The following is a 14079-nucleotide window of genomic DNA, read 5'->3' on the forward strand; positions in this document are numbered from 1 at the left end:
GCCGGGGTCAGGCCGATTTCGACCTTGAATGACGTTTGCCTGCCGGCGTCTTGCGGCGCTTCGCCGTCTTGCGGCCTTTCGCGTGGCGGGGCTTTTCGCCGTTGCGCGGATGATTTCGGTTCCCGCGGCGGGGCTTGGCCGAAACCTTCGCGGCCGAGGCCCCGTCATCCGCGTTCTCCTCGAGGTGCATTTCGCCGACATGCTCGATCGTGAGGCCGGGTTCGACGCATCCGGATTCATTGACCGTGCTCCAAAACGCCGAGACGCTGTCCGGATGGATTTCGAAGAGTGTGTCGGAATTGCGGATCAGGATCGATCCGACGGACTTGCGGTTTATGCCGCCCGAACGGCAGATGACCGGCAGCAGCCAGCGCGGTTCGGCCTTCTGCTTCTTGCCGGCGCTGATGCGGAACCAGATGCCGTTTTCGAATTCCTGGCGACGGCTTTTCCTGGGCTCGGAACCGGAAATCTCGGTCATCTCTTCGGCCGCCGGCAGCAAGGACCGGTGCATTCGGCAGAAGGCGGCCGCGATCTGTTGAGCCGAGTGCTGCTCGAGCAGTTCCGTTACGAGGTCCTGCTCACCGTTGTTCGGTTCGCCGGCGAGAAAGGGACTGTCCAGCAGCCGGTCCCGGTCGCGCGCGGCAATCTGCTCGATGCTGGGCGCCGGCGCCCAGGTCAGCTTGACCTTCGCCGCGCGCGCCAGACGCTCTGCTCCGCCGCGCCGGTTCTCGCCGATCACCAGGGCGCATACGCCCTTGCGCCCGGCACGCCCGGTGCGGCCGCTGCGGTGCAGCAGCGTCTGCGGATCGGCCGGCAGGTCGGCATGGATGACGAGATCGAGCTCCGGCAGGTCGATCCCGCGCGCCGCCACGTCGGTGGCCACGCAGATGCGGGCGCGCCCGTCGCGGATCGATTGCAGGGCGTGCGACCGTTCGCCCTGGGTCAGCTCGCCCGAAAGGGCGACCGCGGAGAAGCCGCGATTGGCGAGCCGGCTGGACAGGCGCTTGACCTCGCTGCGGGTGCCGCAAAAGACGATGGACCGTGGTGCGTCGTGAAAACGCAGTAGATTGATGACCGCGTTCTCGCGTTCGTTCGGGAAAACGACGTGTCCGAAATAGGTGATGTCGGCGTGCTGTTTCTTTTCACTATCGATCGAAACACTGTGCGCATCGCGCTGATAGCGTTTTGCCAGGAGCGTCACGTCGCGCGGCAGGGTCGCAGAGAACATCAGCGTGCGACGCTCTGCCGGCGACCCATCGAGGATGAACTCCAGATCGTCGCGAAATCCGAGGTCGAGCATCTCGTCGGCCTCATCGAGCACGACGGCCCGCAAATCGGCCAGATCCAGTGCGCCCCGCGTGATGTGATCGCGCAGGCGCCCCGGCGTGCCGACGACGACATCCGCCCCGCGCTCCAGCGCACGCCGTTCACTGCGCGGATCCATCCCGCCGACACAGGATGACACGCGCGCGCCGGTCAGCGCGTACAGCCATTCGAACTCACGGCGCACCTGCAGCGCAAGCTCGCGCGTTGGCGCGATGACAAGCGCCAGCGGCGCGCCTGGCCGATCTCTGACGGCAGTATCGAGCACGGCGCGCGCAATGGCGAGGCCGAAGGCCACCGTCTTGCCCGATCCCGTTTGCGCCGAGACAAGAAGGTCCTCATTCTGCTTTTCCAGAACGGCGGACTGTACGGGTGTGAATTGCGTAAAACCGCGCTGGGTCAACGCGTCGGCAAGCGCCGGATCGGCGCGCTCGAAGGCAGACATGAAGGCAAATCTTTCGTGAGGCGCGATCGGTTCCACTGCGCCGTTGTCGGTGCCCGCCGGTGCGGGCAAAATCTGCCGGTGCTCTAACGCGTTCCGCGCTGCGCGTCAATCGGACCAGTTGTTGGTCACGACAATGAAGTCTGTGCCCTTGTGGGCCTCGTCATTGATGCCTCCGTCGGCAATGACGATCGATGACCCGGGGACGGTCATCGCCAGCAGGCGCGAGCGCACGTATTGCGGCAGATGGATCCGGTCCAGCGTTGCGTGTATCGCCGACGACCAGGAGCCGCTGTATTCGTCGATATCGAGCAGTGCCGATGAGGCGACAATGTCATCGAGCCGCATGTGCTGCCACTGCAACTTGTCGCTCTCGGTGCGGTGGGCGATGGCTGTGAGGAAATGTGTGCCCAGCGGCTGTGTCGGGTTGTCGACAAAGACCGGCGCGTCGAAGAGCGGGTTGAATCCCTGCCGTACATAGATGTGCCCCGTCGAGAAACCGCCGCGACCGGTGTCCCGGTAAAGCTGCCGCGCCAGCGCTACCGAGACGGCGCCGGTCGGCTCGATCGCCTTGTCCCGCTGGTAGCGCAGGATGGCTTCGCCGGTCTCGCTGCCGATCAGGCCGTCCGCATCGCCGGCCTCGAATCCCAGCTGATTGAGCATCGACTGGATGTCGCGTACCAGCTCCCGGCCGGTTCTCTGTGTAATCAGGATACGGATGGGTTCGCGCGAACTCGGCATGATGAAGCCGTCATCCCCATCCACGAGTTCCATATCCGCATCGAAACCGCTGCGAAGCTCGAGGCCGTCGGAACCCGGGGCGCTCGTGCCGGATTCGGTCTGCTCGGGATTGCTTGCTCCGAAGACGACCACGGATCCCGTCGACTTGCGCTGCATGGGTTTCACGACGACCGGTGTGATCGCCGCCGACCGGGCAACGGTCCGCGCCGGCTTGCCGCCGGGATAGATCAGCTTGTCGTGGGTTACCGGCCGTGGGGTCCGTTCGTCGTCGGTGATCAGCACATGCGCGCCGGTCCCGGTAAAGCCGAAGAGCTGTTTGGCGAAACTGCCGGGCATGCGGATGCATCCGTGCGAGGCCGGATAGTCGGGAACATGGTCTGATTCGTGCAGGGCGATCCCGGACCAGGTCAGCCGCTGCATGAAAGGCATGGGCGCCTGGCTGTAGATGTTGGAATGGTGGTGACGTCGCTTTTCCAGCACGCTGAAAATGCCGGTCGGCGTATCGTGGCCCGCCTTTCCGGTCGAAACGTGCGAGCGTGCGACAAGCCTGTCGCCGACAATCACCCGCATCGACTGGTTGTCCAGCGAGACGAGCATGAGCACCGGCTCCGTCGGGCGGTCTTCCGGCAGGACGGACGATACCTCACCCGAATTCAACGACTGGATGCTTGTGGCCTTCGCCGGTTCGCCAGCAAACGGCGCGATCGCGGAGAAAGCAACCGCAGCGGCGACATTTTTCGAGGGCAGCAAACGCATGACAATACCCGCCTCCTGAGCCAGAAAACCGTAAGCCGACAGGATTAGAATTCCGTAAACCGGTTGTGCCGCATGGTCCGGGCTCGCGCAAGCCGGTCGGGCGCCGAGGATTTCATTGCCTTTTACGTAAACGTTATTTATCCCTAAGTGGATGGACAGGGCAGGGTGTGCGGCATCAATGCCGCAAGCGATCGATCCGGGAGGTGTGAATTGTCAAAAACCGTTGATTTTTATTATGATTTCGTAAGCAGTGCGTCCTATATCGCCTACAAGCGGCTTCCTGAAATGATCGAAAAGGCGGGCGGTACCATCAACTGGAAACCGATGGTTCTGGGTGGGGTTTTCAAGGCCGTCGGCAATTCCGGACCGGCGAACATCCCGGCCAAGGGCAAGTGGATGTTCGACGATTTGCAACGGATTTGCAGCCGGCACGGGTTCAGGTTCTCGGTCAATCCGAAGTTTCCGCTCAACACGATCATGGTGCTGCGCGGCGCCGTAGCGGCCGAAAAACTGGGCGACGACGTGCGCAAGAAGTACATGGATGTCATGTTCGACGGTGCGTGGGCCAATGACGATGACCTGTCGGACCCGGCGGTCGTCATGGAGCTCATGGACAATGCGGGCCTGCCGGCGCAGGAAATCGCCAACATGGTACAGGACCAGGCGATCAAGGACGAACTGCGCACCAATACCGAGGCCGCTGTCGAGCGCGGCGCATTCGGCGCACCGACTTTCTTCGTCAACGGCGAGATGCATTGGGGCCAGGACCGGCTTGACGACGTCATGGAAGCTCTCCACAGGCAGAAATAAGTCAGGATTGACCGGGCGGGGTTGCTGTCCGTAACGTCATGTCCGGCGTTGCGGAGGAAAAGGATGCGGTTCCATGTTTGACCTGTTGGTGCCGGCCCTGCTGCTGGCGGCGCTGCTGATCGTCGGACCTATTCTGGGAACCATCGCGTTTTTCAAGGTGCGGTCGCTGCGGCGCGAGGTCGACGAGCTGCGTGCCCGGCTTGCGGGGCCGGTGCCGGAAATTTCCGCTGCGACATCGGTGCCGTCCGTCAAGCGCCCGTCCGAAAGACCGGAACCTCTAGAGTCCGAGGCGGAAGCCGGCGCAACGGAACCGTCAGCGACGCCCGCGCCCGACGACGCCGGAGAGGGGGGCGAGCAGCAACAGCCGCCCGCTGCAGCCCCGGGCAGGGCCGGTGGCGGATTGGAGGAAACGGTCGGCGCCAAGTGGGCGGTCTGGGTTGGTGGTCTCGCACTGGCGCTCGGGGCCGTGTTTCTGGTGCGATATACCATCGAGCAGGGCCTTCTCGGACCGGGTGCCCGGATAATCGCCGGATTGCTGTTCTCGGCGGCCTTGTGCGCCATTGGCGAGTGGACGCGCCGGCGCGGCGCTGCTTTTTCCGTCGGCGGATTTGAGAGTGCCAATATTCCCGCGATCCTGACGGCGGCGGGAACGCTGGGTGCCTTCGCGTCTATCTACGCGGCCTACCAGCTTTACGGATTCCTTGCCTCCGCGACGGCCTTTGTTGCGCTCGGTCTTGTTGCGGTGGCCACGATGGTTGCCGCACTGCTGCACGGCCCGTTGCTCGCCGCCCTCGGCATCATCGGCAGCTATCTCGTCCCGTTCCTCGTCAGCTCGCAGGAGCCGAACACGGCGGGCCTCGGCCTTTATGCCTTTGCCGTCTCGGTCGCGGCATTCGGCGTCGGGCGCCTGCGTCTGTGGCGCTGGCTGGCGGTGATAGCGGCGCTCGGCCTGGTGTTTTTCGGAGCCGTGCTGTTCGTCCTCGCATCGGCCGGGGAACGGCCGATCGTCGGGATTTACGTTCTCGCTGCCTGGGCGGCCATCTTCTACGTGTTCGTCTACAGCCTCTATGAACGGTCGGTGTCCGAACGGACGGCCAACGACCGGGTCGCCGTCTTGATGCTGTCCGCCGCGCTCCTGCTGGCGCTGGGGTTCGTGTTGGCCGAAACGGACGCCGCCACCGTCGTCGGGCTGCTGTTGCTGGTCTTCGTTCCCTTCGTTTCCGCCTTCTACTATTCCGCCGTCCGGTTCATCGTGCCGGTTGCCGGCATCATGGTCGTGGTCGGCTATGCGGGTTGGGATCTGTCGAGCGAGAGCTGGGCGCCCCTGGCCAACGGCTTCGATGCGCTCGATCCGGTCGATCCTAACATCCTGCCCGGCTATCAGCAGAAGGCGTTGTCGCTCTTCGGCCTCCTCGGCTTTGCGGTTGCATTGCTGGCTGCCGCGACGGGCTTCCTTGGCGCCATGCGCTCCGCCGCACGTGTTCCGCTCGCCTTTGGCGGTGCCTTCGTTCCGGTCCTCGTCCTGGCGGTCTGCTACGCCCGCACGGACTTCCTCGATGTCTCGGTGCGCTTCGGTTCCCTTGCCCTGATTTTGAGTGTCGCTTTCTATTTTGCAGCCCTGTTCGCCGATCGCCGGCTTTCGGACCGGGATGACGGCCAGACAGGCGTGACGGCCAACTACCTGATCGCGGCGCTGTCGGCCCTGACGCTGTGCCTCTGCATGCTCCTTGAGCAGGGCGTGCTCACGGTCGCGCTTGCGCTGATGTCGCCGGCAACGGCCTATGTCTACAGCCGGCGCCCCCTTGCGGCGCTGCGGCCGCTGACGCTTGTCCCGGCGGTCCTGTGGGCCGCGCGCATCGCCTGGGACCCGGCGGTCGTTGGCGCTGACCTCGGCGATATGCCGGTCTTCAACTGGCTGCTCTACGGATATGGCGTACCGGCGGCCGGCTTCGCGGCCGCCGCCTGGTTGCTCGGCCGCCATGGCCGTGACCGCTGGCTGGAGGCCATGGAAGCCGTTGCCGTCGCGGTGGCAACGGCGGCAGTCGCGCTCATCGGCCTGCACGCACTCGACCCGGATTCGGTGTTCACGCCCATCGAAACACTGCCCGAGGCGGCAATGCTGGCGCTCGTCGGCGGGGGAGTGGCGCTCGGTCTCCTGCAGTTGAAGCTGACTGAGACAAGTGCGACGCTGCGCACTGCAGCCGATGTACTCGGCTATGCCGGAATGGTCGTCGCGGTGCTGGGCCTGCTGGTCGTCTTCAATCCGCTGCTGACCGGCGAAGCCATCGGGTCCGCGGCGATATTCAACAAACTTACGTTCAGCTATCTGCTGACCGGTCTGCTTTACGGAGCGCTCGGCTATCGCAGTTCTGCGCAGCGGCCCGCCTATTCGAGGGCCGCATACGCGCTGAGCGGTGTGCTGTTCTTTGCCTGGGTCAGCCTTTCCATCCGCCATTGGTTCCATCCGGTGGCTCTGAATGTCGGGCCGACCGGGGACCCCGAACTCTACACCTATTCGGCAGCGTGGCTGGCCATCGGCATCGCAATCCTCGCCGCCGGGATGGCAAGCGGTGTCAGGATGCTGCGGCTGTTGTCGGGCCTCATCATCGTGGCCGTGGTGGCCAAGGTGTTTGTTGTCGATATGTCCAGCCTGACGGGTTTTCTGCGGGCTCTGTCGTTTATCGGTCTCGGCGCCGTGCTGGTCGCCGTCGGCCTCGTCTACCAAAGGCTGCTGCGCAGGCAGGCATAGGTTTTTTGGGAAAGGCAACGCGCCGTCAGGGCGATCAGACGGGATAGCCTTGCTTCAGGATCAGTCGCCACGCATCGTGGTTGATCTTCTCGATCGTGCGAATGGAATTCCGGATCTTTCGTACTTCCGCCGCGTCGAGATCCTGGGTCTTGCCGAATTTGATGTCGCTCTTGGTTTCTGCGATGCGCATCAGGATCGTCTTCGCGTTCCTTCCCTGGTCATCGAAGGAATACAGGCAGTGATTGTAGCGGTTCTTGTGCTTGAGCACCTTGTGCATGGCGCCGGTCAGCTCAAGTATTTCATCTTTCGCCGAGGCCTTGACCCGTCCCATCTTGGCAAGCCGGTCGACGAGGTCGAGTCGCGCCCTTGTCGTGTTCAGCGTCAGGAATATGACGATGGCCGTTTCCTTGTCGACACCGGCCAGTCCCGCGATGAAGTGAATGAGCAGGGTTTCTGTGTTGGTCCACGAATAGTTCATCTGCCCGACGAGCAGGAGAATCTCGTGGAATTGCGGCGTTGGCGCAGCCGCTCGGGCTTCGGCCGTCGCGCCGGGATTGCACGGCTCTGGTGGGCGGTCGGGTTTCATCGGGCCGGCTGCCCGCTGCCGGCACCGTCGGCGAATTCTTCGAAATAGATCGCCGCTGCCTCGGTCCTGTTGCTAACACCCAGTTTCGCGATGATGTTGTGCATGTGCAGCTTCACCGTGTGCTGCGACAGGTTCAGTTCCGCTGCGACGATCTTGTTCTGGCAGCCCCGTGCAACGAGCGCGAGCACGTCGATTTCCCTGGCCGTCAGCTTCGCTCCGGTGCCGGGATTGCCGCTATGCCGGTGACCGCCGCCATTGACGTGATCGCCGGAATGTCCGTTGACCTGTTTTTGCTTGCCGCTGGCCTTCAGGAATTCCGGCGGCATGTAATCGCCGCCATTGATCATCAGCTGGACCGCGGACAACCAGATGTCGAGGCGCAGGTTCATTGGCAGGAAACTGCGCACTGTGCCGTCAAGGGCCAGTTTGCGCGCGCTGTCCGGAAGCGTCTCGTACTGGTTGAACGCCATGCAAATGACCTGCGTCGGAAACACCCGGCGCAGCCTGCCAAAGGCGTCTGCCACGTGCTCGCACAGCGTTTCGTCAACAACAAGCAGAACAGCCCGATGTTTCAAGTCTTCAATGCTGTGAAACACGTCCTGGAAGTCGTTTTTCTTGACGACATCCAGTTCTTCCAGTTCTTCCACCAGCGCTTTTGCCAAACACTGGGCAAATTTCTGTTGCGGGCCGATATAGATCACGGCACGCAAGTATTCCTGAACTGCTGTACCCATCGCTACCCCCGTGAGGAGGTCCCAGACCGGATAGGCTGTATCGGAGGCGTTTTGCTCGGCAAAGCATCACCGCCTCGCTGCAATTATTGAATGTTATCCACATTTTCCACAGGCGTATATAGATCATTCGATATATCTGCCTTTACTCGGCTGGAAAACGGTAACATACTGTTTGGCTTGTTTATTTTACGTGTTGTTTCGGGTTGCATTTCGCCGGGCCGGTGCCCGGGCGCCGAAATTCGGCCCGGAATACATAATTCGATCAGGTAAAACTGACTAATTTCTTGGATTGATGCCAAAAGATAACAATACGAATTCATTTCAGATTCGTCTAAATATTGAAATAAAAGAAATTTTTGATTGCTTTCGAGTATTTTGACAGTAGTTCTGAGCTAGTAGCAATTATCAGCTTATCAGCCCGCTCATTTCTTCTAAGAATATAAATTGCCGCAACGGGCGGGAATTCTAAGTCAAGAACAGTGTCACGAACGACGACTGGCGACGTGTCGCCATTTGTCGGAGCGGGCCTGTCTGCGCTGTCCTGCACCCGGCGGTTGTGTGCAACGAAGCAAAAAGGAGCAGTTCGAACGGGAAGACCGGGACGCATTACGCGACCGGCCTTCCGGATTTCAACGCAAGCAGCCGAGTACCGCTTTGTAGAAGAATGGCGGTGAGGCTGTCCTTCATTCATGTGAGGACAAACTCATGTCTGGAAAGAGAAACACAGCATACGACTGGAATGACAACCACGATTATCGCGACAAGGATTCCGGCGGCCATAAGGGCGGCAGGAAAAAGGGCGATGACAAGGACGGCAAGGACTATGGCGGCGGCCACGGCGGCCACGGCGATGGCAAGGACCACGACAAGGACATTGACATCGACATCCACGCCAAGCTGAAAGGTCAGGCGCAACTTCAGGGTCAGGGCCAGTTCCAGGCTCAGGTTCAGAAGAGCGTCAACAAGAACGACAACGACAACAGCAACTACAACAAGAATGTAAACATCAACAAGTCCGAGAGCACGGCCACGGCGACTGCCAACGTGAACATGGACGGCGTGCTTCCGGAAAAAGACAATGATGGCGTCGACATCGATCTTTCCAAGGGTGTCAAGGTCGAGAACCTCCTCGTAAGCCAGAAGGGCGACATCGACTACAACCCGGGCAACGATGTGTCGTTTGAAGACATCCTCAACAAGTCCCTGGACGGCAAAGGCAACGACACGGGAATCGTGTTCAGCCAGAGCAACTCGCTTGAGGACAACGACTACATCAAAGATCCCGATGTCACCAACATGGGCAGCGGTGGCTTCAAGATTACCGGCAATGCCAAGGGCGGCAAGGCGTCCTCGGACGACGGTATCGACGCCGGCGGTAATGGCGGCGATGGCGGTGGCCACCCGTACTACTACTACAGAAAGCCGTACCACAAGAACGAAGAAGGCGCCGGTGGTGACGGTGGCGCAGGTGGTACGTGGGGATCCAACAACAAGGATGACGGTTTCGTCGAAGGGATCTCAAGTGCAACGGCAGACGGCATCATCAATGCCGAGGCATTCAACCAGACCCTCGTCCAGGGTGCCAATGTTCTTGGCAACACGGTCGACATGACGGTGGTTGGCGGTGATTACACCCAGACCATGACCGGCGAAGACGCCGACGGTACGGCCTAATTACTCCCAGGACCAAGGAGCCGGGCGGGTTTCGCCCGGCTCCTCACTTCCCAAAAGCAGGCGCGCGACAGGCAGTTCGAACGATCTTGAAACATCAAACGCGGCAATTCGGTTCAGTCGGGAGGCGCGTGCGGACCAATGGATCAAGTCACAGAGATCATCGCGCACTTTATCGGTGTATTTAACATAACAGTAGAGCAGCAGCGGGCGCGTATCGATTACGACTCGTTCGTTGCGACAAAGAACAATCTGGAGCACGAGGAGGACCTTCCTTCTTCGGGGCACCGGTTCAAGGAAAACCACGTTCACAAGGATTTTGACCCCCATGTGAGCTACAAGCCGGGGTCCCACTACCTGGAAACCGTCGATGTTCCGCGGCTGTATGACGGATTGTATCTTCCGGACCTGCCGCTGATTCCGGTCAGATTTTCACACGATCCCCATTTCTGGATTCCACCGAAATATACGTTTTCGGCGGGACACGGACGGCTGGAAATCGAACTAACGCCGCCCGGTTCCGTAGCGGTTGTGGCGAAGCAACATGCTTTTCTGGTCGACAATGATTTCATCACGATGACGGATATCCACGTCGAGACGATGTCAACGGGCATCTTTGACGCGCAACTGGACTGGCTTGTTGAAAAGGCCGGCGAATACGATCTGGTCGGCTCCCACGCCATTCCGGGGTCGGAGGAGGCAATCGCCGAGGTGATCGACGGGGTCATCGACAATCTGATCGCTGCCGGCGACGGCGCTTTCGTCGCGACCGGTTCCGGTGTCCAGGGAATTCATGTCAACGGTGAGGCCGTTGACGAGATGCCGGACATCACCGACTACCTGCCTCAGCCGGAAGAAGTGGAAGAGGAAGAAACCGAAGGCACGACCTTCGTCGCCGGCCCCGGTGAATTCGAAATGACGTCGCACATGGATGCCGTTACAGGCGGCAATCTGCTGGTCAACGAGGCCGCCATCGGTTCGAGCTGGCTGGTCGCGCCCGTCTATGCGGCCATGGGCGACGTCGTCTCACTGGACGTGATAAGCCAGGTCCTCGTGTGGCAGGACCTGGACCAGGTCGCCGACGGGTTTGGCTCTCCGCCCGCGGGCAAGGATCTCACCACGCTCGCCTTCAATATCGCCGCGTTCAGCACCGAAACCACCGAGAGCGAGGAATCGTCGTCCGGTTTCCCCGAGAACTGGGCCGTCACCCGCATCGACGGCAACCTGGTCATGTTGAACTGGCTGGAACAGATCACGCTTGTATCCGACAGCGATACATCGGTCCTGACATCCTCGGGCACCGAAACATTCCTGATGACGGGCGGCAACGCGGTTCTCAACACGATGTCGCTTCAGGAGTTGGGATTTTACTACGATCTGATCGTGGTCGGCGGCGATATCTATTCCGCAAACATCATAGACCAGACGATCGTCATGCTCGACAGCGATTACCTGACGACAATCGGAGAATTCGAGACGACGTCCGAGGATACGGTGTCGACAAGCGACAACCTGATCTGGAACCAGGCGAGCATCCACTCGATAGGCCACAAGACATACGAGGCGATGCCGGATGCCTATGCGCAGACCGCAGCCAACCTGGCGAGTGGCGACGACACGGTGACGGACGGTGTCCTTGCCGATGATCCGTTTGAGGGCGACAGCGCCCTGAGCGTCCTTTACGTCGACGGCAGCATCCTGGAACTCAACTACATCCTGCAAAAAAATGTCCTCGGCGACTCGGACCAGATTGCTGTGCTTGCCACCGATCTTGCCGAGGATGCGGATACCCATTGGGAACTGGAAACCGGCGAAAACGATGTGCTGAACATCGCGTCGATCACGGATGCCGACATCGATGGCGTCGTCTATTACGGCGGAGAGCTTTACGACGACGCCTATCTTCATCAGGCGGAATTCGTTTCTGACGAGCCGATAACGCTTGAGGGCGATCCCGACGCCATCGCCAACGAGGCCGTCGTTTTCCTCGCCGAGGGCATGCTGGATCCGGAAGAGCGGCAGGACGAAAACGCTACCGCCGACGAGCGGGAGGATTCCGCCGATGCCGACGTCATGCAGACAATGCTTGCCTGAGTAGGGGATGAAGCATGAATTATTCCGACCGCATGAACCATCAGGAAGCGGACAGCGTACAGCCGCAGGACGACGATCCCGACGTGGCGCACCGACATTCCCCGGATCCTCTTCGGAAGATCGACAACGCGGTGGATGATCTGAAGGACCAGGCCGACAAGGATTGCAGCGAAAAAGTCGAGGCGGCACTGGAAGCAGCCGTCTCCGAACTCGGTGAAGAGCTAGCGGCTCAAACGACGGACGAACCGCCGAAGGAGAATGTTGAAGCCAGGAGCGAGGCGCCGGACTCCAAGTTCAAGCAGCAGCCGCGCCTCCCCGGCGGAAAGACGATCGAGGGCGACACGGGTCCGGTCAGGCCGCTGGACAAGGACACCCAGACCGGTGGAAACGGATACGGCAACGCAGGTGGATCGGGCGGCGGCGGTGGCGGCGGCGGCCACTTTCACAAACGTCTGGGTCCCGTTGATTTTTCAAAGAGCCTCAAGGCCGGGCTCAATGCCGTTCGCAGGAATCTTGCGATTGTCCTGGTTTTCAGCACAGCCGCGAATGCGCTTGTTCTGGCGATCCCGATCTATCTGTTTCAGATTTCCGACCGGGTGCTGACGAGCCGTTCTGTGGACACGCTCATCATGCTGACGGCCGTCATCGTCGGCGCCGTGCTGTTGCAGGTCTTCTTTGACGCAATCCGCCGGTTCATTCTCATGCGGACGGCGGTGGAAGTCGCGGCGCAACTGGGTTCGCCGATTTTGAGCGCGGCTGCCCGCGCTTCCCTGAACGGCAACGGCCGTGAATATCAGATCCTCGGTGACCTGCAGCAATTGCGTACGTTTCTCGTTTCCGGGACGCTGCTGTCATTCCTCGATACGCCGTTTGCGCCCCTGTTCGTTCTGGCGATTTTCCTGATCCATCCCAACCTCGGCATGATCGTCATCGCGACGGCGCTGGCTCTTCTAGTCGTCGCCCTCATCAATCAGCGCATTACGTCGACACCGTTCGGCGAGGCGAACACGCATCTGAGCAAGGCCAATCTCCACCTGGATTCGATGGCGCGCAACTCGCAGATCATAAATGCGCTGGCCATGATCCCGGAGGCGGTAAGCATCTGGGGCAAGGACACCGCGGCATCGCTGCGCGCGCAGGTGCGGGCGCAGGATCGCAACATCGTCGCCGCGACCGTGTCCAGGGGTATCCGACTGCTGACCCAGGTTGGAATGCTCGGTTGGGGTGCCTTCCTGGCGATAAACGGCGAAATCACCGGCGGCATGGTCATAGCCGCATCCATCATCGCCGGACGGGCGCTTGCACCGATCGAAGGCGCGATCGAAGGCTGGAACCAGTACCTCCTTTCGCGTGCGTCCTTCGGGCGAATAGCGGGACTGCTGAAAAGCTCGCCGCTCAATTTCGAGCGGTTGAAACTGCCGCAGCCGCAGGGGCGGCTGGACGTCGAGCGGCTGCTCTATGTGCCGCAGGGCACAAAGCGTGTTGTGTTGAACGCGATTCAGTTTTCCCTGTCTCCCGGAGATTCACTTGCTGTCATCGGCGATTCAGGCGCCGGCAAGACAACGCTTGGCAAGATGCTGGTCGGTTCCATCTTGCCGACTTCGGGCTGCGTGCGTCTTGACCTTATGGACTTGCGCAACTGGGATCAGAGGCAGTTCGGCGAAAACATCGGCTATCTGCCCCAGGACGTTCAGCTGTTCCCCGGCACGATCAAGGACAATATCGGCCGCATGCGCCACGACGCGACCGACCGGCAGATTTTCGACGCAGCGTCGCTGGCCGATGTTCACGAGATGATTTCTTCGCTGCCGCAGGGGTACGAGACAACGGTCGCGGCGGACGGTTCGCCCTTGTCGGGCGGTCAGAAGCAGCGCATAGCGCTGGCCCGCGCGTTTTTCGGCAATCCCAGAATTGTCGTGCTGGACGAGCCCAACTCCAATCTTGACGCGCTTGGGGACAAGGCGCTCGCCAATTCGCTCGAATACGCCAGGAACCAGGGCATTACCGTGGTGGTGATCACACAGAAGCCGGCGCTCCTTCAGTTCGTCGACAAGATCCTGTTGCTCACGAACGGAACGGTCTCCCTGTTCGGCGAAAGGAACATGGTCTTGCATGAACTCTCCAGACGCCAGAACGAGGGTCGGCTGGGTCATGCCGGAAATGAGGAGTGATC

Annotated in this window: 9 protein-coding genes; 5 read left to right on the forward strand and 4 right to left on the reverse strand. The window is 60.9% G+C overall.

The features are described 5' to 3' along the window. Nucleotides 1-7: 7 nt before the first annotated feature. Both E4M07_RS12710 and E4M07_RS12715 read right to left on the reverse strand, forming a co-directional pair. Nucleotides 8-1768 carry a DEAD/DEAH box helicase gene (locus E4M07_RS12710; protein WP_136658724.1) on the reverse strand — a complete coding sequence of 587 codons (1761 nt, stop codon included), beginning with the start codon at nt 1766-1768 and terminating at the stop codon, nt 8-10. Between the two features lie 105 nt (nt 1769-1873). Continuing rightward, a complete protein-coding gene (locus tag E4M07_RS12715) occupies nt 1874-3262 on the reverse strand; it encodes a L,D-transpeptidase family protein (RefSeq protein ID WP_136658725.1) in 1389 nt (462 codons plus the stop codon). Nucleotides 3263-3472: 210 nt separating this feature from the next. On the opposite strand from E4M07_RS12715, the gene E4M07_RS12720 reads away from it, so the two are divergent. Both E4M07_RS12720 and E4M07_RS12725 read left to right on the forward strand, forming a co-directional pair. Continuing rightward, entirely contained in the window at nt 3473-4072 is a 600-nt protein-coding gene (locus E4M07_RS12720; RefSeq protein WP_169054201.1) for a 2-hydroxychromene-2-carboxylate isomerase, read from the forward strand. A 73-nt stretch (nt 4073-4145) separates the two neighbouring features. Beyond that, on the forward strand, nt 4146-6821 hold the full coding sequence (locus E4M07_RS12725; RefSeq protein WP_136658727.1) for a DUF2339 domain-containing protein: 2676 nt from the start codon (nt 4146-4148) through the stop codon (nt 6819-6821). A 34-nt stretch (nt 6822-6855) separates the two neighbouring features. Here E4M07_RS12725 and E4M07_RS12730 read toward each other — a convergent pair whose 3' ends face one another. Next, on the reverse strand, nt 6856-7407 hold the full coding sequence (locus E4M07_RS12730; RefSeq protein ID WP_169054202.1) for a hypothetical protein: 552 nt from the start codon (nt 7405-7407) through the stop codon (nt 6856-6858). Continuing rightward, the gene (locus tag E4M07_RS12735) at nt 7404-8141 is read right to left on the reverse strand and encodes a response regulator transcription factor (RefSeq protein WP_136658728.1); all 738 of its coding nucleotides are present in this window, start codon (nt 8139-8141) and stop codon (nt 7404-7406) included. The genes E4M07_RS12730 and E4M07_RS12735 overlap by 4 nt, the downstream gene beginning before the upstream one ends. A gap of 705 nt (nt 8142-8846) precedes the next feature. On the opposite strand from E4M07_RS12735, the gene E4M07_RS12740 reads away from it, so the two are divergent. The 3 genes from E4M07_RS12740 to E4M07_RS12750 all read left to right on the forward strand — a co-directional run bounded on the left by E4M07_RS12740 (nt 8847) and on the right by E4M07_RS12750 (nt 14077). Then, nucleotides 8847-9815: a hypothetical protein gene (locus E4M07_RS12740; RefSeq protein WP_136658729.1), complete on the forward strand. Its 969-nt coding sequence runs from the start codon at nt 8847-8849 to the stop codon at nt 9813-9815. A gap of 138 nt (nt 9816-9953) precedes the next feature. After that, complete coding sequence (locus tag E4M07_RS12745; protein WP_136658730.1) at nt 9954-11906, forward strand: hypothetical protein; 1953 nt, start codon at nt 9954-9956, stop codon at nt 11904-11906. Nucleotides 11907-11920: 14 nt separating this feature from the next. Next, nucleotides 11921-14077, forward strand: coding sequence for a type I secretion system permease/ATPase (locus E4M07_RS12750; RefSeq protein ID WP_136658731.1), 2157 nt, complete (start codon nt 11921-11923; stop codon nt 14075-14077). Nucleotides 14078-14079: the final 2 nt, after the last annotated feature.

Origin of the sequence: Nitratireductor sp. XY-223 (assembly GCF_004959855.1) — a bacterium.
Lineage (GTDB): Bacteria > Pseudomonadota > Alphaproteobacteria > Rhizobiales > Rhizobiaceae > Hoeflea_A.

Excerpts from the sequence above, each read along its gene's own strand:
- E4M07_RS12735 (WP_136658728.1), bottom strand. The coding sequence starts at position 8,141 with ATGGGTACAGCAGTTCAGGAATACTTGCGTGCCGTGATCTATATCGGC.
- E4M07_RS12750 (WP_136658731.1), top strand. The coding sequence starts at position 11,921 with ATGAATTATTCCGACCGCATGAACCATCAGGAAGCGGACAGCGTACAG.
- E4M07_RS12710 (WP_136658724.1), bottom strand. The coding sequence starts at position 1,768 with ATGTCTGCCTTCGAGCGCGCCGATCCGGCGCTTGCCGACGCGTTGACC.
- E4M07_RS12715 (WP_136658725.1), bottom strand. The coding sequence starts at position 3,262 with ATGCGTTTGCTGCCCTCGAAAAATGTCGCCGCTGCGGTTGCTTTCTCC.
- E4M07_RS12730 (WP_169054202.1), bottom strand. The coding sequence starts at position 7,407 with ATGAAACCCGACCGCCCACCAGAGCCGTGCAATCCCGGCGCGACGGCC.
- E4M07_RS12740 (WP_136658729.1), top strand. The coding sequence starts at position 8,847 with ATGTCTGGAAAGAGAAACACAGCATACGACTGGAATGACAACCACGAT.
- E4M07_RS12745 (WP_136658730.1), top strand. The coding sequence starts at position 9,954 with ATGGATCAAGTCACAGAGATCATCGCGCACTTTATCGGTGTATTTAAC.
- E4M07_RS12725 (WP_136658727.1), top strand. The coding sequence starts at position 4,146 with ATGTTTGACCTGTTGGTGCCGGCCCTGCTGCTGGCGGCGCTGCTGATC.